This is a genomic window from Maricaulis sp. B-26 (assembly GCF_056857855.1).
This window is the reverse complement of record NZ_JBSXNX010000013.1, coordinates 72,834-92,181: the sequence shown is the minus strand read 5'-3', so window position 1 is coordinate 92,181 and position 19,348 is coordinate 72,834. Positions and strand designations below refer to the sequence as shown.

Annotated in this window: 18 protein-coding genes, 1 tRNA gene and 1 riboswitch; of the genes, 7 read left to right on the top strand and 12 right to left on the bottom strand. The window is 64.4% G+C overall.

Annotated elements, in window-relative coordinates; all coding sequences use genetic code 11:
• Positions 1-4 precede the first annotated feature (4 nt).
• Positions 5-481, bottom strand: a complete 477-nt coding sequence (locus AC13HB_RS02630) for an Hsp20 family protein (RefSeq protein ID WP_482948166.1) — start codon at positions 479-481, stop codon at positions 5-7.
• Between the two features lie 220 nt (positions 482-701).
• On the opposite strand from AC13HB_RS02630, the gene AC13HB_RS02625 reads away from it, so the two are divergent.
• Positions 702-1,670, top strand: coding sequence for a class I SAM-dependent methyltransferase (locus tag AC13HB_RS02625; protein WP_482948165.1), 969 nt, complete (start codon positions 702-704; stop codon positions 1,668-1,670).
• Positions 1,667-2,383: a hypothetical protein gene (locus tag AC13HB_RS02620; RefSeq protein ID WP_482948164.1), complete on the top strand. Its 717-nt coding sequence runs from the start codon at positions 1,667-1,669 to the stop codon at positions 2,381-2,383. The genes AC13HB_RS02625 and AC13HB_RS02620 overlap by 4 nt, the downstream gene beginning before the upstream one ends.
• Here AC13HB_RS02620 and hisN read toward each other — a convergent pair.
• The 3 genes from hisN to AC13HB_RS02605 all read right to left on the bottom strand — a co-directional run bounded on the left by hisN (position 2,380) and on the right by AC13HB_RS02605 (position 4,655).
• Positions 2,380-3,180, bottom strand: coding sequence for a histidinol-phosphatase (gene hisN / locus AC13HB_RS02615; protein WP_482948163.1), 801 nt, complete (start codon positions 3,178-3,180; stop codon positions 2,380-2,382). The two genes, AC13HB_RS02620 and hisN, sit on opposite strands and share 4 nt — an antisense overlap.
• 70 nt (positions 3,181-3,250) lie before the next feature.
• Positions 3,251-3,637 carry a helix-turn-helix domain-containing protein gene (locus AC13HB_RS02610; protein WP_482948162.1) on the bottom strand — a complete coding sequence of 129 codons (387 nt, stop codon included), beginning with the start codon at positions 3,635-3,637 and terminating at the stop codon, positions 3,251-3,253.
• Between the two features lie 124 nt (positions 3,638-3,761).
• Positions 3,762-4,655, bottom strand: coding sequence for an N-formylglutamate amidohydrolase (locus AC13HB_RS02605; RefSeq protein WP_482948161.1), 894 nt, complete (start codon positions 4,653-4,655; stop codon positions 3,762-3,764).
• Positions 4,656-4,772: 117 nt separating this feature from the next.
• On the opposite strand from AC13HB_RS02605, the gene cpdR reads away from it, so the two are divergent.
• A complete protein-coding gene (cpdR, locus tag AC13HB_RS02600) occupies positions 4,773-5,138 on the top strand; it encodes a cell cycle two-component system response regulator CpdR (RefSeq protein WP_482948160.1) in 366 nt (121 codons plus the stop codon).
• Positions 5,139-5,279: 141 nt separating this feature from the next.
• Here cpdR and AC13HB_RS02595 read toward each other — a convergent pair whose 3' ends face one another.
• Positions 5,280-8,309 carry a TonB-dependent receptor domain-containing protein gene (locus AC13HB_RS02595; protein ID WP_482948159.1) on the bottom strand — a complete coding sequence of 1,010 codons (3,030 nt, stop codon included), beginning with the start codon at positions 8,307-8,309 and terminating at the stop codon, positions 5,280-5,282.
• 337 nt (positions 8,310-8,646) lie between these two features.
• Here AC13HB_RS02595 and AC13HB_RS02590 point away from each other — a divergent pair.
• From AC13HB_RS02590 to AC13HB_RS02580, 3 genes are all read left to right on the top strand, one after another.
• Positions 8,647-8,721: transfer RNA gene (locus tag AC13HB_RS02590), tRNA-Val, on the top strand.
• A gap of 17 nt (positions 8,722-8,738) precedes the next feature.
• A complete protein-coding gene (locus AC13HB_RS02585) occupies positions 8,739-9,653 on the top strand; it encodes a Stf0 family sulfotransferase (protein ID WP_482948158.1) in 915 nt (304 codons plus the stop codon).
• Between the two features lie 84 nt (positions 9,654-9,737).
• A complete protein-coding gene (locus tag AC13HB_RS02580; protein WP_482948157.1) occupies positions 9,738-10,826 on the top strand; it encodes an Mrp/NBP35 family ATP-binding protein in 1,089 nt (362 codons plus the stop codon).
• Here AC13HB_RS02580 and AC13HB_RS02575 read toward each other — a convergent pair.
• From AC13HB_RS02575 to AC13HB_RS02555, 5 genes are all read right to left on the bottom strand, one after another.
• Positions 10,823-11,581, bottom strand: coding sequence for an ABC transporter ATP-binding protein (locus AC13HB_RS02575; protein WP_482948156.1), 759 nt, complete (start codon positions 11,579-11,581; stop codon positions 10,823-10,825). The two genes, AC13HB_RS02580 and AC13HB_RS02575, sit on opposite strands and share 4 nt — an antisense overlap.
• Entirely contained in the window at positions 11,578-12,567 is a 990-nt protein-coding gene (locus tag AC13HB_RS02570; RefSeq protein ID WP_482948154.1) for a FecCD family ABC transporter permease, read from the bottom strand. The genes AC13HB_RS02575 and AC13HB_RS02570 overlap by 4 nt, the downstream gene beginning before the upstream one ends.
• Complete coding sequence (locus AC13HB_RS02565; RefSeq protein ID WP_482948153.1) at positions 12,564-13,445, bottom strand: ABC transporter substrate-binding protein; 882 nt, start codon at positions 13,443-13,445, stop codon at positions 12,564-12,566. The genes AC13HB_RS02570 and AC13HB_RS02565 overlap by 4 nt, the downstream gene beginning before the upstream one ends.
• Positions 13,381-15,276, bottom strand: a complete 1,896-nt coding sequence (locus tag AC13HB_RS02560) for a TonB-dependent receptor plug domain-containing protein (protein WP_482948152.1) — start codon at positions 15,274-15,276, stop codon at positions 13,381-13,383. The genes AC13HB_RS02565 and AC13HB_RS02560 overlap by 65 nt, the downstream gene beginning before the upstream one ends.
• Positions 15,277-15,385: 109 nt before the next feature.
• Positions 15,386-15,594: riboswitch (cobalamin riboswitch) on the bottom strand.
• Between the two features lie 44 nt (positions 15,595-15,638).
• Positions 15,639-16,523 carry a WecB/TagA/CpsF family glycosyltransferase gene (locus AC13HB_RS02555; RefSeq protein WP_482948151.1) on the bottom strand — a complete coding sequence of 295 codons (885 nt, stop codon included), beginning with the start codon at positions 16,521-16,523 and terminating at the stop codon, positions 15,639-15,641.
• A gap of 149 nt (positions 16,524-16,672) precedes the next feature.
• Between AC13HB_RS02555 and AC13HB_RS02550 the strand changes: the two genes are divergently transcribed.
• Entirely contained in the window at positions 16,673-16,912 is a 240-nt protein-coding gene (locus AC13HB_RS02550) for a hypothetical protein (protein WP_482948150.1), read from the top strand.
• A gap of 9 nt (positions 16,913-16,921) precedes the next feature.
• Here the strand turns inward: AC13HB_RS02550 and mnmC2 are convergent, their stop codons facing one another.
• Together mnmC2 and AC13HB_RS02540 are read right to left on the bottom strand one after the other, a co-directional pair.
• Entirely contained in the window at positions 16,922-18,670 is a 1,749-nt protein-coding gene (gene mnmC2 / locus AC13HB_RS02545) for a tRNA (5-methylaminomethyl-2-thiouridine)(34)-methyltransferase MnmC2 (RefSeq protein ID WP_482948149.1), read from the bottom strand.
• Positions 18,670-19,221 carry an RBBP9/YdeN family alpha/beta hydrolase gene (locus AC13HB_RS02540; protein ID WP_482948148.1) on the bottom strand — a complete coding sequence of 184 codons (552 nt, stop codon included), beginning with the start codon at positions 19,219-19,221 and terminating at the stop codon, positions 18,670-18,672. Before AC13HB_RS02540 ends, mnmC2 begins: the two co-directional genes overlap by 1 nt.
• Positions 19,222-19,348 lie beyond the last annotated feature (127 nt).

The window sequence follows — 19,348 nt, the reverse complement described above, 5'->3', positions numbered from 1 at the left end:
TCGCTCAGGCGGCCTTGGTCTTGCCGCCTTCGATAAGCTTGGCCTTGGTCTTGCCGGAACCGGACGAGATCTCGATCCGCTTCGGCTTGGCCGCTTCCGGGATTTCCCGGATCAGGCGGATGGACAGGAGTCCGTTCCTGAGACCGGCATCGGCCACTTCGACATGATCGGCGAGATGGAAGCGGCGCTCGAAAGCGCGCTCGGCAATCCCGCGATGCAGAAAGCGACGCTCGTCACCCTCCGGCTTCTCGGCGATACGACCGGTGACGGTCAGGACGCTTTCCTGAACCTCGACCGTCAGGTCCTCCTCGCCGAAACCGGCAACCGCCAGCTCGATGAGATACTCATCTTCGTCGACGTGCTGGATGTTGTAGGGCGGATACCCCTGAGACTCCGTCTTGGTCGCGGAATCCATCATGTCCGCGAGCCGGTCGAAACCGACGATGGAACGGTAGAGCGGGGTAAAATCAACAGTACGCATTTCAGCTTATCCTCCTTCAGAGCGACAAACAGGTCCGGCTGCGCCGGACGGTGGACGAAACCCTGCTGCGCAAGATGCCGCAGCCGGTTCGCAGGCCCCGTTTCGGCGACCTGCTGGAGGTATTTGGGTATCCGTTTTTCGCTCCGCAACCCCCAAGCTTCGATTGCGAATGAGAGCCGGCTTCGCTAGGAGTGGAGCGAACCGAAACGGAGACATGTTCATGCGCAAGACAGCTCTCGCCCCGATGATGGGCAGCGCCCTCTTCCTTCTGGCAGCCTGCGGTTCCGGCGATACGCCGCCAGCTGAGTCCGAAACGGAGGCCGATCCGGCCGCGACGGAAGAAAGCACCATGGCTGCCGGCAATAATGCTCCGGATGCGGTGGTAGATGCCGGCCCCGACCGGTCGGATCTCGCTGCGGTCCTCGACGCGGAATGGCGTGGTGATGGTGCCGATCGCGATATCTGGCGCCACCCCGCGCAGACGCTCGAATTCCTGCAGGTCGACCCGAGTTCGACCGTGGTTGAAATCTGGCCCGGTGGCGGCTGGTATACCGACATTCTCGCGCCCTGGATCGACGGCAATGGCGGAACCTTCGTCGCCGCCCATTTCCCGGCGGACACGGCGAGCGACTACCAGGCTCGTTCGCGTGCCAGTTTCATCGACCGCACGGCCGATGCCGGCATTTATGGTGATATCGAGCTGGCCGGGTTTTCCGAAACCGGCGGCCTCGAGATCGAGCCGGGCAGCGCCGACACCATTCTGACCTTCCGCAACGTCCATAACTGGATGGGTGGCGGCTGGGCCGAGACGGCGTTCGCAGAAATGTTCGAAGGCCTGCGTCCTGGCGGTACGCTGGGCGTAGTTGAGCACCGCCTGCCCTCGACCCGCGAACAGGACCCCATGGCTGGCACCGGTTACGTCCAGCAGGACTATGTCATCGCGCTTGCCGAGGAGGCCGGTTTCGAATTCGTCGCTGCCTCGGAAATCAACGCCAATCCGGCCGACACGGCCGATCATCCGCGCGGTGTCTGGACCTTGCCGCCCGTCCGCCGCAACCCGCAGCCGGACAGCGAAGCCGCCGCGGATTTCGACCGCGAAGCCTATGACGCCATCGGCGAGAGCGATCGCATGACGCTGCTCTTCCGCAAGCCGGACGCCGACACGCCGGAAAGCGGAGACGCTGATTGATGCTGCGCCTTGCGCTGACCTGTCTGACCATCCTGGCATGGCCGCTTCCGGTCATGGCCCAGGATGGTCATGCCAGCCCGGGGATCGATGAAGCCGGTCTCGAAGTGGAAAGCGATATCGAGCGGATCGCTGCACCTCTGCCGCGTCTCTTTCCGCACTGGGACCGCTATCTTGAAATGGACGCGGCCAACCGGAGCCATTTCACGCTGGCCTACGAAATCAGGTCCGATCGCGGCGTGCCGCCGGAAGACATCCGGCTCTGGTACGACTTAGACGGCACGGTCACCACGATCGCGTTGGCACCGAGTGGCCGGGTCGAAAGCCCGCCCTCGCTCGCTGCAATCGAGGCGGCACCGACCGTCTGGGTCAATCAGCCCGAAGGCGGGATGAGCCTGAGCATGCAGTTCGAGCTGAGTCTTCCTGCAGATACGCGTTACGAGCGCAACGACCTGCTCACGGGGCTGGCGCAAGCCAATCGGGCCGTTCGTGATGCCGCCGGCGTCGCCGCCCTGTTCGCACCGAACATGAAAACGCTGGAATTCCGTTTCGAAGGCCCGGCTCCGGAGGCCTGGGCTGTCGACGAGGATGGCGAGCGCACGGCTCTGCTGGTTCAGGAAGACCGCGCTTTCTTCCGTCCGCGCGACCGGGAAAACCGCAATGTGGCTTATCTCGAGTTCGGACGCGCCCCGCAGCGGGTCCTGATGGATTCCTAGGACTCCGCGGCCGGTGCGAGCACTGCGAGCGTTTCCTCAAGGAGGTCACCGGACGCCGCAGCGACTATCTGGCCACCCTGGGATGCATCCCCGCCCCTCCAATTCGTGACTACCCCGCCAGCCCCCTCCACCACCGGGATAAGCGCCTGCACGTCATAGGCCTGCAGCCCGCTTTCGACGACGAGGTCGACACCGCCCAGCGCCAGCATCGCGTAGGCATAGGCATCATATCCGAACCGGCAGAGGCGCGCCTGGCGGCGCAAATGCGCGAACGCTTCCGCTTCAGCGCCGTCGAACAGATAAGGATCCGTCGTCGAAAGCGTGGCGTCGGCAAGGGAAACACCGCTCCGGGTTTTCAATGACCGGATTTCAGCGCCCCGCTCGAGCCGACCTCCGCCCGGCCACCCGATGAAGCGTTCGCCGAGATGGGGCTGATCGATCACGCCGAGCTGAGGTCGTCCGGAAACTTCCAGCGCGATCAGCACGGTCCAGCTGGGCAGGCCGCTTATGAAGGCCCGCGTTCCGTCGATGGGATCGAGCACCCAGCGGCGCCTGTTCCGACCGGCCTGCTCGCCGAATTCCTCGCCCAGAATGCCGTCTTCCGGCGCCCGCTCCCCCAGAATGGCACGCATCGCCTGTTCGGATGCACGGTCGGCCGCTGTGACAGGGTCGAAGCCCTGGCCCAGCTTGTTGTCGACATCGAGTGCCGTGCGGAAATAGGGACGGATAGCCTCTCGGGCTGCGTCGGCCATGGCGGCAGCGATTGCCAGATCGTCGGAGTGGTCGAGTTCGGACATGAAAAGGCGCCTAGCACGCGGTTACCCCGCGCGCCAGACGCCCCGTTCAATCGTCCCGTTGTCCCGCAGCTCAGGCTGCGTCGTTCGCCGCCTCTTCCGGCTCAAGCGACTTGGCCAGTTCCAGCAGGCGTTTGCGCGGGCGCTCCCCAAGCCGGTAATAGGCCCGGATCAGATCGACCGTTTCCTTCTGCGAGAGAATATCGGCCGCAAGCGTGGTCTCGCCGTTTGCGTCATCGCGCCGTGAGAGGCCCTCATAGAAATACTGCACGGGCACATCCAGGGATTCGGCCAGCTCGAAGAGCCGGCTCGCACTGACGCGATTGGCGCCGCACTCGTATTTCTGGATCTGCTGGAAACGGATGCCCACCGATTCCGCCAATTGCTGTTGCGTCAGGCCGAGGAGCCGGCGCCGACGGCGCAGCCGCTTGCCCACGTGAAGGTCGATATCGTTCGTCATAACTACTCGCCGCCTAATCTTCGCGTTTCAATCTGCGCCGTTGCGGGACGCTCACCTCACAGGGGAGCAAAGCGCGTGCCGGGCGAGCGATGGGCGGGCGGCTCGCCTTAGATGGGCATCAGAATCACCCTCCGATCAACTCCGGGGAAGCATCAGACAACGCTTTGATAATGCTGTTTAATTTAGACGAGAATGTGGAGCAGGAATCGGACAGGGCGACACGGGTCTCATCCAGGTAAAGGCTGCGATTTATCTCGATCTGGAGCACATGCACCCCCGTTTCGGGACGCCCGTAATGACGGGTCGTATACCCGCCCGCATAAGGAGTGTTCCGAACTGCAACGCATCCGGCCGCCCCGATCGCAGCCTCCGCGGCATCGGTGAGCTGCGGCATGCAGGAGGTGCCGAAGCGGTCCCCCAATACGAAGTCCGCACCGTCCGCACTGTGTTCGGGCATGGAATGCATGTCGATCACGACGACACCGCCGAACTGTGCCCGCATATCGCCGATAAGCGATGAGAGAGCATCGTGGTATGGCTCGTAATAGCGTGCCAGGCGCGCCCGGGCCTCGGCAAAGCGGAGGCGGCGCCGATAGAGCGGGCGCCCCTCCACGCCGACGCGCGGGATCACACCGAGTCCCGAAGTCGCACGCTGCGAGCGCAAATCGGGATGGTCCGGCACCCGGTCCGCGAACATGCCCGGGTCCAGTTCCCATTCGCTGCGATTGACGTCGACGAAGACTCGCGGGAACAGGGCGGATACGGAGCAGGCTCCGAATTCCGGTGCCTGCGCAATCAGGAGATCGACATAGGCATCCTCGGATCGGCGCAGCTGGGCCAGAGGCAGGACGCACATATCGCAAAGGTCGTCGGGGTAGTTCCGGCCCGAATGAGGCGAGGCAAAAATGATCGGCTTTCCGGAACCGTCCGTCGGGCGCTGCACCCGGACGACATTTTCCTGGCCGACCGCATTTGCCGAAACGCCTGCGGCGAGCGATGATGTGTCCGGAGCGGTCATGGTAAAACTGTGATCAGCTGCACGTCGCCGGTCAAGCGCGGCAGCGTGTTCAGCCGGTTTTTACCAGATCGTGCGAGGATGTGGTCACTTTGAGTATTCGTAAGGGTGGGACCCAGAATGGCTAAGATTCTTCTCGCGGAAGACGACGATTCGATGCGCGACTTCCTCGCCAAGGCGCTCAAGCGCGCCGGGCACGAGGTGCTGGTATGTTCGGACGGGGAAGAGGGCCTCGATGCGATCGGAGACCAGCCGGCGCAATTCGACCTTCTGCTGACCGATATCGTCATGCCGGGCGTGGACGGGATCGAGCTCGCGCGCCGGGCGGCCGAGATCGATCCGGCCCTGAAAATCATGTTCATCACAGGCTTTGCCGCTGTGGCGCTTAATCCAGGATCAGGCGCACCGACCAACGCCAAGGTGCTGTCGAAGCCCTTCCACCTGCGCGAGCTCGTCGATGAAGTGGCCCGGGTCATGGCCGCCTGATCGCGCGCAAATTCCGACACAGAAAAGGCCCGCCGGATATCCGGCGGGCCTTTTCTTTTGCGGCAGACGCGCGAACGCAGCGCGCAAATGAAAGGGGCCGCCCGACGGGCGGCCCCAAACATTCGTTCGTTCGGTCCGGTCTTACCAGGCCTTGCGAACGTTGACGAAGAAGCGACGGCCCAGGATGTCGTAACCCGAACCCAGGACTTCGTTGCCATTGGCCTGCACCGCACCAGAAGCGTTCTGGTCGACGATGGCCGGCTCTTCGTTGAACAGGTTGTTCACACCAGCCGTAACCGACCAGGTGTCCTGATCCCAGCTGACCGAGAGGTCGTGGTACCAGACCGCATCCCAGCTATCGATGGCGTCGCCACCCAGCTCGGACGGGGCTTCGATACGCTCGCCGTAGTTGACGCCAACCACGTTACGGATGGACGCCTGCTCACCAAGATAACGGTTACGCAGAAGGATCGACCAGTCGCCGCGAGTGAAGCGGTTGTTGATCGTGCCGCGCCATTCCGGGTTACCCCAGTCGCCAACGAAGTTGTTGACGTCGGACTCAGCCGTGGTCTGCGACAGGACTTCTTCCGACTTCGTGAAGGTGGCGTTCATGTCGTAGTTGAAACCGCCAAAGAAGTCGAAGTCCATGTTGAACCGACCGTTGAAGTCCCAACCGTTGGTCTCCTGCGTGGCAACGTTGAACGGCGTATTGTCAACGAAGAGCAGCTGACCGGTGTTCGGGTCACGCTCGCGGCGTGCACAGAACGGGTCGTTCGGGAAGTTGCTCGAGTTGTAGCACTGAGCCAGCGAGAAAGCCGTACCCGGGATCGAGATGGAGTCGTCCACTTCGATACCGAAATAGCTCACGCGGACAGAGGCGTCGAACATGTCGGTGAACGGCTGGTCGAAGACGAAACCGATGCTGTACGCGTCGGACGTTTCCGGCTCCAGGTTCGGGTTACCAGCCCGGAAGGACTCGATCGACGAGACGCCGGTCAGACCAAGCGCAGTCGGGTCGACGCCTTCAGCGATACAGTTGGCCAGCACGACCGGGTCGCGGGTTTCTTCCGACGGGTCGTAGGTGCCGGAATTGTTGGCGGCCGGCGGAACCACACAGGGGTCAGCGAAGCCGCTGGAGAAGCCGGTCTGGCCACCCAGGAAAAGTTCACGCAGGTTCGGAGCCCGGAAGGACGTACCCGTCGTCGCGTTGAACGTGAGGGCATCGTTCACGACCCACGACGCACGCGCCGAGTAGGTCGAGTTCTGACCATAGAGCTCGTGGTCGGTCAGACGACCGGCGAGTTCCACGGTGATGTCCTCGGCGAAACGGCGGCCCGAGACGATCGGAACCGAAAGTTCGCCATAATATTCCATCAGGTCGACGGTACCAACGGAGCGACGGTCGGCGAAGAAGCCGGCCGCACGACCCTGTGCAGCAACCGTATCCGTACCGGAGTCGAGGCTGTCACGGCGCCATTCCATACCGAACACCGCATTGACCGTGCCGGCCGGGACTTCGAACAGCGGACCGGTGGTGAAGCCACCGAAGATCAGCTGATCGACGACCGTCGTCGCGGTGCGGTCGATACGCAGGAAGTCGTATTCTTCCTGAGTCGCGAAATGCGGAGCCGTTACACCGTCATTCGGGTAGAGGCTCGGCGCGAACAGGTTGACCGGAACACACTCGTTCGGGGACAGGAAGCCGAACAGGGTCACGTTGGAATTGTCGTAACCGCAGACGATTTCGCCGCCTTCGACGCGGGTCGTCGCGACGGCCGCCGTCAGGCGATCCTCGTCAACGGCCGGACGCGAGGAGTAACCCATAGAGCGCGTGTAGCCACCGAACATTTCGTAGGACCAGGACGGAGCAAAGCTCCAGTCGCCCTGCAGACCGCTCATGAAGCGGGTGTACTGAATCTCGGTGTTGATGTTCGAACGCTCGATCGGCGAGGCGAAAATCGGAACGACGTCGAAACCGAACGGGTTGAACGGGTTGGAGGCCGCAACCGTCGGGAAGATCTGGCCGTGATAGCCAGCCTTGTAGTTCGTCTGCGTATTCGTGTGCAGCAGCTCGGTGAAGACGGTGACGTTCTCCTGACCGAGGAAACGGTCAAGCGTGTAGTCGCCCGTGAACAGGAAGCTGAAGCGCTGCGAATCCGGAATGATGTCCGTGCGCTGATCCAGATAGGAAGAGCGATAGCGCTCGTCCGTGGAATCACCCGTGGACCAACCGACCGGAAGGCCTGTAGTGTTAGTCGTGCCCGGCGTGGAGTATACGTCTACTCCAGGGAAGGAGAAATCGCCTGTAAACGCTCCATCTTCGAAGAACGAGAACGTACGGACGCGGTTGATGATCGAACCTTCGCACTCGGACAGCAGCGAGCCGTCAGCCGCGATCTCGATGTCGCGCGAGCAGTACAGACCATCGGTCGGATCGTAGTTCCAGTCGCGATCCTGGACCTGCATGCTGTCCTGGTGGAAATATTCCATCGCGAACAGGAAGCGGCCGTTTTCCGATGAGTCGCCAACCATGGCATTCCAGCGGTGCGAGCCGCCACCGTCTTGCTCCGGCGAGTTGACGAAACCGCCAACCTGGAAACCTTCGAACTGGTCGCGCAGAACGACGTTCACAACGCCGGCAACAGCGTCGGAACCGTAAACCGAAGAGGCACCGTCCAGCAGGATGTCGACGCGCTGGATGGCGTCAGCCGGGATGATGTCCAGGTTCGGCAGCGACGGCGCGCCTTCCACACCCGACGGAGCAACACGGCGGCCGTTGATCAGCAGCAGCGTCTGGTCCGGGTTCAGGCCGCGGAGCGTAATGGTGTTGGAGCCCGGACCGGCATCGGTCACGAAGGCGCCGGAAATGGTGTTGTCGAGCTGAACGCCCTGGGCAACAGACGACGTCTGCAGAATTTGCGCGGTGTCGATCAGACCGGCATCGCGGATTTCCTCAGAGTCGATCACCTGAAGCGGTGCCACAGAAGCGAAGGCGTCACGGCGAATACGAGAACCGGTGACGACAATTGCGTCTTCAGTCTCTTCGGCGCGCTCATCTTCGTCGTCCTCTTGGTCTTGCGCGTAAGCCGGCGAAATGGTCAGGCCAGCGGCAGCGAAGCCAGCGAGGATAGTCGAGCGCAACAGGCGCTCACGATCCCAGATATTGCTCACGATTGTACCCCTTTGTTTTCGTGTCACCCGTTCCGGTACTTACTCTCCGGAATCGGACTGGTCAGGAAGACTCCTGCCTAAACCTACTATGTCGAACGCGGTTTCCAGAGAAAAGCGGTAGTCACCGTTTCGCCTCATTTCCAGCGCGACAGTTGCAAAAAAGTCATAACCCCTTCCGCAGACAAAATTTATCCGCACGTTTTTTGCTGGATTTTCGATATTCCGGGCAATACCCACCGTACTGGCAGAGCGCTGCAATTCAGCTGCACATCCCGGCTAAAGGTGACTTGCACTCGGTCGGTTGGGGCGCTAGAAACCCGGCTCTCTTGAGACGGATGGGCGATTAGCTCAGCGGGAGAGCACTTCGTTGACATCGAAGGGGTCACTGGTTCAATCCCAGTATCGCCCACCATCAAGTCTCAGGATTTCATGACCGAGAAAAGCTCGTCCGTGCCGAAAGTCCGCATCGGCAGCACCCTTCCAAGCGCGGTGATTCCGGAATCGGCGAACCTGCCCTACAAGACCATGTCCGGCATGTTCGCCCATCTTGAGCGGGCCTGCACGGACTTTGGTGGCGACCCGCTCGGGCTTTCCGAACAGGCGGCAGAGACTCCATACGCCATTTGCCTTGTTCCGAGATCCGGCAGCACGTTCCTGACGCACCTGCTGAAGGAAACGAAGTGTTTCGGCTTTCCTGACGAATGGTTGGGCCTGCCGGAAGCGGAGACCCAGGCGCGCGAAACCGGCGCAACGGACTGGGATTCGCTGCTGAAGCGTATCCTGTCCCGTCACGCATCGCCGAACGGCGTTAGCGGCGTCGAACTCGCGCTGGCGCACATCACATGGGGACGGGAAGCGACCGGGCGCCAGAAACTGCTTGATCCGGAGATGCGGTATTTCTACCTGCGCCGCCGTAATATCGTTCGTCAGGCCATATCCATGCACGTCGCCCATCAGTCCGGCGTCCTGCACTCCTTCCAGATGAATGATGACGCCCGGACCGTACGAGATGCCGTGCTCTACGATGCCGGCGAAATCCGCAGCTGGATCAAATTCCTCCAGGACGAAGAACTGAAATGGGAAAGAGAGTTCGGCTCACTCGGCATTGAGCCCGTCCGCATTTACTACGAAGATCTGATCGCCCGGCCCGAACGGATCGTGCGCCTCTTCTCGAACGTGCTCGGGCTGCCAGCCACTCCGACAGTCAAAGACAGCCCAATCGAAAGGGTGGGCACTTCGAGAACTGATGAATGGGAAACCCGGTACAGGGAAGAGGATGCGCGCTTTCTCGAGGCTCTGGCTCGCCATCGCCCCCTCGTACACATCCCTGGCCCGGCAAGTTGACCGAACCATCGAAAGACTGCGTGCGCCCCCTACCGGCCAGCGGGATGATGTCCTAACTCTGCTTCAACACAGGGAGTGAGTGGAATGGACCCGAAACTTCGCGACGCCCTCGGCACGATCATCGAAAAGCAGTCCGGCCGCCCTCTTCCGGATGCGGGCCGCATCGAATCCGCCGCGATCATGGGCGACACGGCCACGGTCGTTCTCGCGCCGCCCGTCGCCGGCAATCCCGATCTCGATCGGCTGAAGCCGGAAATCGAGGCGGCCGTCTCCGCCATCGACGGCATCGAACGCGTCCGCGTGGTAATGACGGCGCACCGCGAGGCCGGGAGCAAGCCGGCCCGGCCGCAGAAGCCTGCTGCACGTCAGAACGCGACACCGCCGGCCAAACCCGCCAAGCGCATTATCGCGGTGGCATCGGGCAAGGGCGGCGTCGGCAAATCGACCGTCGCCGCCAATCTCGCCGTTGCGCTGACCCGTGACGGGCTCAAGGTCGGCCTGCTCGACGCCGATATCTACGGTCCATCGGCGCCGCGCCTCTTCGGCTTGAACGATGTCCCGGGCCTGCGAAAGACCGACGCCGGCGTCGAACCGATCGAGGCCCATGGTGTCAAGCTGGTCTCGATGGGCTTCGTGGTAAAGCCCGGCGCCCCCGTCGTCTGGCGTGGCCCCATGGTCCAGGGTGCCATCCGCCAATTCCTCACGGAAACCAATTGGGGCAATGCGGACGTCATCATCATCGACATGCCCCCGGGTACGGGCGATGCGCAGCTGGCCATCGCCCAGGACCTGCCGGTTGATGGCGCGGTGATCGTATCGACGCCGCAGGATCTCGCCCTCGACGACGCCAGGAAAGCCATGGCGCTTTTCGAGCAGACCCATATCCCCTTGCTCGGAATGGTCCAGAATATGAGCGTCTTCATCTGCCCCCATTGCGGCGGCGAGAGCCATATCTTCGGCGAAGGCGGTGCCCGGGCCGAAGCCGAGGCGATCGGCCTTGCCTGGCTCGGTGACATTCCCCTCCACCCCGAATTGCGAAAGCGCTCGGACGAAGGCGAACCGGCCGCGCTGGAAGACGGACCGGTCGGAAAGGCATTCCGCGAGGTCGCACGGTCTGCGCTGGAAAGCGCGGAGACCGCTTCCAAGCCCGCCCCCGAGATCGTGTTCGACTAGAGCGGGCTGTAGGGGTGGGCCGAAATCCCGCCCGGCGCCGCAACGCCAAAGATCGCGCGCACATTCTCTTCGCAGAGCGCATCCGAGGGCGGGCCGTCCGCCCGGATCGTCCCGTTCTCGAGTAGCAGCACGCGATCGGCCGCCGCAGCCGCGAGCTCAAGTGCGTGGATCGCGACGAGAACAACGACACCGCGCTCGGCTTCGCTCCGCAGAATGTCCATGATCGAGAGCTGGTGCCGCAGGTCGAGCGCCGCTGTCGGCTCGTCGAGAACGAGCACAGGCGCCTCCACCGCGAGAGCCCGAGCGATCAGGGCACGGGCCCGCTCGCCTGAAGACAGGGTGTCGAAACGACGCCCGGCCAGTTCGGTTACGCCGGTCCGCGCCATCGCGCGATCCACTGCTGCGGCGTCCGCTTCCGCCAGCGTCCGCAAGGGCTTCAGGTAGGGCGCCCGGCCCAGCTCCACCACGGTCCGGACGCTGACCGGCCAGGCGGCGCGTCCATCGGGCGGCAGATAGGCCAGTTGCCGGGCGCGCTCCCGCGCCGACAGGCTGGCGAGGGACGTTCCGTCGAGCGCCACCGTGCCTTCGCCCGGATGCTCGAGCCCGGCTGCGAGTTTGAGCAAAGTGGATTTCCCGGCGCCGTTCGGGCCGGCCAAGGCGATCAGACTCGCCCCCTCCAGGGACAGGGACAGCGGAGCCAGCACCGGCGCGCCGCCATAGCCGAACCCGGCCGTTTGGAGTGTCAGACAGGTCATGGCGTTCGCCTCTGCGAGGATCGCACGAGCCAGAGGAAGAAGGGCGCGCCGAGCAGGGCCGTCAGCACGCCGAGATAGAGCGGCATGCCTGGTCCGGAAATCAGCCGCGTTTCAAGGTCGGCCACGGTCAGGAGCAAGGCCCCGCCCAGCATGGACGGCAGGATCAGGCGCGCCGGGCGGTAGTCGACCAGGGGGCGCAGGAGATGAGGAATGACGAGCCCGACGAATCCGATGGCGCCGGACACTGCGACTCCCGCGCCGACCGCGAGCGCCGTCGCCCCGATCACTGTTATGCGCAGACGCGCGAGATCCGTTCCCAGACTTCGGGCCGTCTCCTCGCCGAGGCTCAATGTATCGAGCCCGCGTCCGGTCAGGCCCAGCAGAAGAAGCCCGGGCAGGATCAGAGGCGCGGCGAAGACCACTTCATTCCAGCTCGCATCCTCGAGCGAGCCCATCAGCCAGTAGGCGATCTCGGCCAGGGCCCAGGGATTGGGCGACAGGTTCATCAACAGCGCGGTGAGCGCTCCGGCCATGGCGTTCACGGCGACGCCGGCCAGGATGAGCGTTGTCGCGCTTGCCCCGCGTCCCGCGATCAGGAAAAGCAGCGCCACGCCAAGGCCGGCACCGGCGACACCGCTGACCGGAAGCGCCAGGACAAAGCTGGCCGAGAGGCCGAAATAGAGCGCCGAAACTGCACCAAGGCCGGCGCTCGCCGAAACGCCGACAATGCCCGGGTCCGCCAGCGGGTTTCGAAAGAAACCCTGCAGAACGGCCCCCGCTCCACCGAGCCCGGCACCGACCAGAGTACCGAGCACGACCCGCGGCAGGCGCAACTCGCGCAGAATCAGCGCGCCCAGTTCCTCGGAACCGCGAAGTGCGCCAACCAAATCGGCCATGCCAAGCCTCGCATCGCCAAGGAAAAGCGATGCCGCCCCAGCGCCGAGGAGCAGGACTGCGAGAGTGAGATTGAGCCGAAGCGCTGTCATCGCCCCGCCTCCAGATAATCGATGGCATCGGCGATCGCCTCGGCCGCCTCGATCAGGCGCGGACCGGCGCAGGGCCAGTCTCCGGCGGGAATCTCGACCCGCGGAAGAGAGCCGAGAAGCCGGCGGTAGGCCGCATGATGAAGTGCATGATTGTCGGCACTGGCAAACCCGCGCTCGAAAAAACTCGTCACGACGAGGTCGGCCTCGACGGTCAGCGCAAGCTCCGGGTCGGCACGCGTCCACCCTTGAATGCCCGCTTCCGCGAGGACATTGCGTCCGCCCGCTGCCGTGATGGCCGCGTCGACGAAAGTTCCGCCCCCGCTCGAACCGCCGGACGCACTGAGATAGACGACCTGCGGCCGCGAACCACGTCCCTCTGTGCGCGACGCCAGAGTCGCCAACCGGGAATCGAGACGTGCAACGGCGGCTTGGGCCGCGTCGCCGCGGTCTAGATCGGCGCCCAGCCGCAACAGGTTCTGCCTGACGCCCTCAAAATCGCTGACCCATTCAAGTTCCGTGTGCGCCAGACCTGCCCGGTCGAGCAGACGGGCGGCACGCCCGCCCTCGCCCGCGCCGAACACAGTCAGATCGGGCGACAGAACCAGCAACCGCTCGGCGGACGCCCAGGCGAGCGGCCGTTCCCGCGCCCATCCGGGGGCCGAGGAAACGGGCTGATCGACCTGCCAGGACAGGGCCGCGATCGCGTCGGGATCGGCCAGTTCCAGAAGATAGGCATCAGCGCAGAGGGAGACCGAGACGGCCCCGCCTGAGGGCGGAACCGCTTCTGTCCGTGTCTGGGCCGTCGCCGCGGCGCTAGCGAGCACCCAGGCGCAGGCCGAGATAAAGCCCGCGGCCCGGCGTGTGATAGCCGAACACATCCTGATACTCCTCGTCGAACAGGTTCTCAGCGCGCACATATACCTCCACACTCTCATTCGCCGCCCATCGCAGCTGACCGCCGACAAGCGTGTATGCGTCCAGCACGACCGGCTGGAAGGTACCGAAATCCGTATCGCCCTGTTCGCCGGTATAATCGACCGTCAGCGCGCCCGACAGCGCACGGCCTTCCGGACGCCAGTCGAGGGTCAGCGACGCAAGCTCTTCCGGACGTCGGATTTCCGGCGCCCCGTCCTGTTCGCTGTCCAACAGGGTGAGCGAGCCGAAGAGGCGCAGATCCGGGTCGATCTGCCACTGCCCGGCAAGCTCGAAACCGGAACGTTCCGAGTCCGATGTGGCATTCCTTGCTGTCGCCGGGAAAACGCCGAAATCGGTATAGATCTCATCTTCAAGCACAGAGCTGAAATAAACCAGGGAAAGCCCGGCATCGCCTCCGGCCAATTCCTGATCCCAGCCGATTTCCCAGCCTTTCGAGCTTTCCGGTACGAGATCGGGATTGCCGACGAAGAAATCGGGGAAGAAGCCGAACAATTCGTACACGCCGGGGTTTTTCACGCCCTCGCCATAGCTCGCCCGGAGGCGCCCCCCGACAGTCTCGAACGCCCAGCCGGCTCCGGCGCGCCAGGTCGTGGCATCCTCGAACAGCTCATTGGCGTCATGACGGGCCGACAGGGAGAGGTCGGCTCGGCTCCAGTCCAGACCATAGTCGAACGCCAGGGCGTCGGTCTCGATCGTGCGGGTCTGGTTCGACCCGGCCCCGGCGCCATCGAACGCCTTGATCCGGTCGCGGTCGTGCTCGACGAGGCCGGTGAGCCGGTGCTCCGCAGCGCCGTGCGACCAGCGCCCGGTGATCTGATAATGCCCCTGAAGGCGCTGGCCCAGCGCGCGGCTGTTTCGTGCGCCGCCCGAATAGGTCTCGGACAGGGTGTCCGTCAGCTGCACGGCCCCTTCATGTTCGAACGCGATACCCGCCATGTCGTGCAGCCCGGTCAGGGACAGACGCGCGAAAACGTTCTCGCCCTCACTCGAACGGTCGACATCATTGAGACGACCATCGAAATCGGTGTCGCTGTCATAGTCGCTTTCGAAACCGACCCAGCGCAAAGCAGCGTCGAAGGTGACGTTGTCGCCGAGGTCGCGGGCTGCCGCGATCGAGGCGGTGCGATTGGCGTAGCCGTCCGCTTCTCCGCCCTGCCCCGACACATCGAATCCCTCGCTCTCATAGGCGCCGGCCGAAGCGGACCACCACCCCTGCTCGCCGCGTCCGGCGATACGGCCGGACAGGCGACGGGTTTCACGCGACCCGGCTTCTGCCCGCAGCCGCATCTCCTGGCCCGTGTCTGGCCGGGCGGTCGACAGGTGAATCACGCCCCCGATCGCATCGGCACCCCACACGGCGCTCTGCTCACCCCGCGCGACTTCGATCGCGCCGAGATCGTCAAAGGCGAAGTGCGCGAAATCCGCTTCGCCGGTGAAAGGGTTGGACGCTTCCACGCCATCAATAAGCACCAGAACATGATTGGCCTCGGATCCGCGCGCACGGATCTGGGTCAGGGCACCGGGCGCCCCGGATCGCGATACCGCCAGCCCCGGAACGGTGCGCAGGATGTCCGCGACGAACAGGCCGCCCCGCGCTTCGATCGCCGTTTCGTCGAGGCGGGTAATGCTGGCGGTCGCATCCTCGGTGGCCAAGGCGACGCGTGCGCCGGTCACGTAGACGGTCTCGACATCCTCATCCTGGGCGAACGCCGTTGATGAGAGCAGGAAAAGGCTCGCCGCCGCGAGGGGCGACTGCCGGTGAAATGACTTCATGTGCCACGTCTCCATAGCATGTGTGCCCGCCCTCGCCGGGCGAGCGGGTTGCAAGGAGTCGTCAGAAACGGAAATGCACCGCGCCGGTCTCGTGAACTCCCGCACGAGCGGACAGACGACAGTGATGGCAGGTCTTCCGGCTTGCGGGTTACTGCGGACGATGCGCCTTCCCGGGCGGCATCTTGCGATCCTTGCCCAGTGGCCTTGTGCATCGCCGCTCGCCGCTTACGGCTGCGGGGACAGCGCCGGACTTGGCCTTGCAGGCCGCACCGACTTCCCTATTGATCCCGTGAGGGAACCATCACGGCGCGGACGCTATGCGAGCTTGCCGGGAAGGGCAAGCGGCAAGGAGAGAGCGGATGTCAGTCGCGGGCAGCCAGCTGGCGCTCTAGACTGCGGATGCGCAGGTGGAGATGGCGTTCGCGCACGCGCTGCGGCTCCGACAGCGTCCGTTCCAGCTTTCGCATATTGCGCCGGGTTTTTCTCCAGCGGCGCCAGAGAAGCAGGACTTTCGGGCCGTCGACCAGATAACGGCGCCACATGCGGGCCGGTTCCTGGGCAAGGCGGTGCAGCCATTCCAGACGTGCGGTCTGCATCCAGCGCGGCGCGCGGGCGACCTTGCCGGCGAGGAAGTCGAGCGATGCTCCGACGCATAGCCCCAGGCCGGTACAATCGCCCCGGTCGAGACAGGCCTCGGCGATCAGCTCCTGCTGCGGGGACCCGACGCAAAGGAAGACGAAGCGGGCCGGATGTTCCGCAACGAAACGGGCACACTCGGCGATCGCCTCGGGCTTGTCGCGAAGCCCCATGGGCGGCTGGTGCCAGTTGACCACCTTCAAGCCATAGCGCTCGCGCACGGCCGTGATGACGTCTTCGCTTCCGCCGACGATGGTCACCGGCTCCTCCGGATCGATCGCGGTATCGAACAGGCGCTCGGTCAGGTCCGAGCCCGGCGCGACCTTGATCGTCTCGCCCGACATGCGGCCGATCAGTTCCAGCACGCGGCTGTCGCACACGGTCAGCCAGGCCTGGGCGTAAAGGGTTGCAAGAACGGTATCGCGCTCGAGCCTGACGAGATGGTCGACATTCGGCGTGACCACGAAGGCGAACGGGCGGTCCGCATCACGCTCGACGATGCGCCGCAATGCGACGTCGAAATCGATCTTGTCGAAAGCGGAATTGAGGAACCAGACATGCCGGGATCCCGTACGCCGTTCAACAAAACCCTCTTGCGATACAAAACTCATGACTCAACGCATGTCCCGATACGCGCCAACAGGGCGCTTCACATTGGGTCGTCTGCAAGTGGCGCGCCGGATTTTCCGGTGACGGTGCATCCGATCGGCGGTGCTCACGCATCTAGCCTTTGAAGTGGGTGTAATTCGAGGACAGAACGATGGTGGCAAAGACGCTGATGGTAGCCAGTGCGGTCTGCGCGATGGCGGGCCTGCCCGTCGCGCTGCCTGCCGTTTCGGGCATTCCGGTCACGCTATCACTGGGGCCGGTGGACGTGACCTTCGATCGCGACAAGTGGATCGATCTGGATCTCGACCCGGACTGCTTCATCGAGACCTGCCCGATAGCTCAGATTTCCTTTGGTGACACGGCCGAGCCCGTACGTCTGACCGGTCGCTGACCGCGACGGTCAACCCTGTGCGCGGCGCTGCCGGCGGCGTTCGAAACGATCCGGGTCGAAGGCGTCCATACCGTCCCGCTCGAGAACAGGCCCGCCGCCGCATATCTCGCTCGCGACAGCCTCGGCAAGCAGAGGCGCATGGGCGAAACCGCGCGAACCGAGCCCTCCGAGAATCCAGCGTCCCGGTCCAAGGCGGCCCGCGACAGGAAGCCGGTCCGGCGTCGAGGCCCGCACGCCCGACCACATATCAGTCACGCGGCCTCCCAGCGTCAGATCGGGAAGATGCCGGGCGAACCCCTCGCGGAACTGGGCCACCGCAGCCTCCGTGTCGCCCGCGCGCTCACCCTTCACATGGGTCGCGCCCACAAGAACACCCCCCGGCGCCCGACAGGCATATCCGCCCCAGGTCACGGGCCGCGCCGGCGCCTCACCCTCGAAAACAGCAACCTGGCCTGCACTGGGCGCGATATCGGCATGGAGCTTTGCCGCGCCGGCGCCTGCGGCCAGGATAACCGTATCGGCAGCGAGTATCTCTTCACCGGTCTCGTCGCACAGTCGCACGGCACCGCCGACATCGCGGATCGTTTCGACGCAGGCGCGTACGAGCGGCGTGTCGCCAGCGAGCGCCGAGACCAGGCGGGCCGGTTCGAAGCGCCCGGCGTCCGGCATGTCGAGCGCCTCGCCCGTCCAGACGACCGAACCATCCATCATGGCCGCGATGGCCGCGAGGCGTTCGGCTTCGCGCGCGTCTTTTGCCCGACGCGATACCCCCTCAGGGAAAAACCCGTCGAGCCCGGCATAGAGGCCGCGCGCGTAGGCGAAGGCGGCCAGCGTCGCCCGGACATGTGGCCGGTCGGCCTTCTCCAGCCGCGGCGTGAGCAAGCCGGCAGGCGCGCCGGACGCGCCAGCCGCAAGTCCTGACCGGTCCACGAGGATCACATCGCAGCCCCGGGCCCTGAGCGACCGGCAGAGTGAGGCCCCGGCGATACCGCCGCCGACGACGGCAATGCGCCCGGGCGCAGGGGCAGGAGGGTCCGGCTCACCGGGCCAGACCGCCTCGAGACGCTCCCGCTTGCGACCGAAACCTGGCTGTTTGCAGACGTCGAAGCCGGCCGCAGCGAGCCCGCGGCGAACGGCACCAGCAACCGTGAAAGTTCCGACGCGCGCGCCCGGCGCCGACAATGCGCCGACCCGGTCGAACACGGCCTGCGACCACATCGCTTCATTCCGGTCCGGTGCGAAACCGTCCAGGAACCAGGCATCGACGCGTCCCTCGCAATCCATCTGCGCCAGGGCGAGCTCTGCCTCGTCATGGAAGACGGTGATCGCGAACCCGTCTTCCGGAAAGACGAGGCGGTGCGCTCCTTTCAGCCGCGGCGGCCATTGCGCAAGCAGCTTCCCGGCCAGGGGCTCGAGCTGTGGCCAGGCCCGGAAAGCGCGTGCGGCCTCGTCGCTGGAGAGGGGGTGTTTTTCGAGGCTGATGAAATCGAGCCAGGCGCCCGGCGCGCGAGTCTCGCGCCAGAGCTGCCAGAGCGCGAGCGCGTTGAGCCCGGTGCCGAAACCCAGTTCGCCGACAATGAAGCGCGAACGTCCTGCCCAGGCTTCGGGCAAGCCGCAGCCGCGCAGGAAAACGGCGGCGGTTTCCGCGAGTCCGTCCTCGGCTGAAAAATAGACGTCGCCATAGTCCGACGCACGCGGACCGGAGGCTTGCGACCAGTCGAGCCGGGCCGGCTCGCAGACCAGGCTCGCCTCGTCCACTAGAGACCCTGCGTGAACTTGGCGAAGGCCATCAGCCCTTCCGGCCAGGGACCGTGCCCGCTTTCGGGCTCGAAATGTCCGGCTTCGCCGGCATTGCCGAAGCGCACATCCCAGTCACGCGCCCAGGCCTCGGCCTTGGTGATATTGCAGGTCGGATCGTTCGAGCTCGCCAGCATCAGTCCGGGAAAACCAAGCGGCGTGCGCGGCACGGGGTCGAAGCCGTGATCGCCGTATTTTTCTGCGATTTCCGGACGTTCCCAGTCGGATGCGCCGACAAGGAAGGCGCCGGCGACCTTATGAGCAATGGCAGGCGCGGCATGGGCAACGGTAAGAACGCCGACAGAGTGAGCGATCAGGATGACCGGCTTTTCCGCCGCATCGACCGCATCGATCAAGCGATTCACCCAGGTTTCGCGCTGAGGTGCGTCCCAGTTGTCCTGTTCAACACGGCGGGCCGTCGACATCTTCTCCTGCCAGCGCGATTGCCAGTGGAAGGGCGAGGCATTGCCCAGACCGGGCACGATGAGGAGTTCTGCGTCCTTGATTTTCATGGGCGTCCTTCTAGCGCTTTTACTGCGCTATTGGATACTGCCCAAACTGATATCCAGCGTGCGCCCCGCCACGAAAAAGGGCGCCAGACTTTCCGCCTGACGCCCTCTTTATCATTCTTGCGACCGG

What these genes read in the sequence shown, in the direction of transcription:
- AC13HB_RS02630 (WP_482948166.1), bottom strand. Translation starts at nt 481, where the DNA reads ATGCGTACTGTTGATTTTACCCCGCTCTACCGTTCCATCGTCGGTTTC.
- AC13HB_RS02625 (WP_482948165.1), top strand. Translation starts at nt 702, where the DNA reads ATGCGCAAGACAGCTCTCGCCCCGATGATGGGCAGCGCCCTCTTCCTT.
- hisN (WP_482948163.1), bottom strand. Translation starts at nt 3,180, where the DNA reads ATGTCCGAACTCGACCACTCCGACGATCTGGCAATCGCTGCCGCCATG.
- AC13HB_RS02610 (WP_482948162.1), bottom strand. Translation starts at nt 3,637, where the DNA reads ATGACGAACGATATCGACCTTCACGTGGGCAAGCGGCTGCGCCGTCGG.
- AC13HB_RS02605 (WP_482948161.1), bottom strand. Translation starts at nt 4,655, where the DNA reads ATGACCGCTCCGGACACATCATCGCTCGCCGCAGGCGTTTCGGCAAAT.
- cpdR (WP_482948160.1), top strand. Translation starts at nt 4,773, where the DNA reads ATGGCTAAGATTCTTCTCGCGGAAGACGACGATTCGATGCGCGACTTC.
- AC13HB_RS02585 (WP_482948158.1), top strand. Translation starts at nt 8,739, where the DNA reads ATGACCGAGAAAAGCTCGTCCGTGCCGAAAGTCCGCATCGGCAGCACC.
- AC13HB_RS02580 (WP_482948157.1), top strand. Translation starts at nt 9,738, where the DNA reads ATGGACCCGAAACTTCGCGACGCCCTCGGCACGATCATCGAAAAGCAG.
- AC13HB_RS02575 (WP_482948156.1), bottom strand. Translation starts at nt 11,581, where the DNA reads ATGACCTGTCTGACACTCCAAACGGCCGGGTTCGGCTATGGCGGCGCG.
- AC13HB_RS02570 (WP_482948154.1), bottom strand. Translation starts at nt 12,567, where the DNA reads ATGACAGCGCTTCGGCTCAATCTCACTCTCGCAGTCCTGCTCCTCGGC.
- AC13HB_RS02565 (WP_482948153.1), bottom strand. Translation starts at nt 13,445, where the DNA reads ATGTGTTCGGCTATCACACGCCGGGCCGCGGGCTTTATCTCGGCCTGC.
- AC13HB_RS02560 (WP_482948152.1), bottom strand. Translation starts at nt 15,276, where the DNA reads ATGAAGTCATTTCACCGGCAGTCGCCCCTCGCGGCGGCGAGCCTTTTC.
- AC13HB_RS02555 (WP_482948151.1), bottom strand. Translation starts at nt 16,523, where the DNA reads ATGAGTTTTGTATCGCAAGAGGGTTTTGTTGAACGGCGTACGGGATCC.
- AC13HB_RS02550 (WP_482948150.1), top strand. Translation starts at nt 16,673, where the DNA reads ATGGTGGCAAAGACGCTGATGGTAGCCAGTGCGGTCTGCGCGATGGCG.
- AC13HB_RS02540 (WP_482948148.1), bottom strand. Translation starts at nt 19,221, where the DNA reads ATGAAAATCAAGGACGCAGAACTCCTCATCGTGCCCGGTCTGGGCAAT.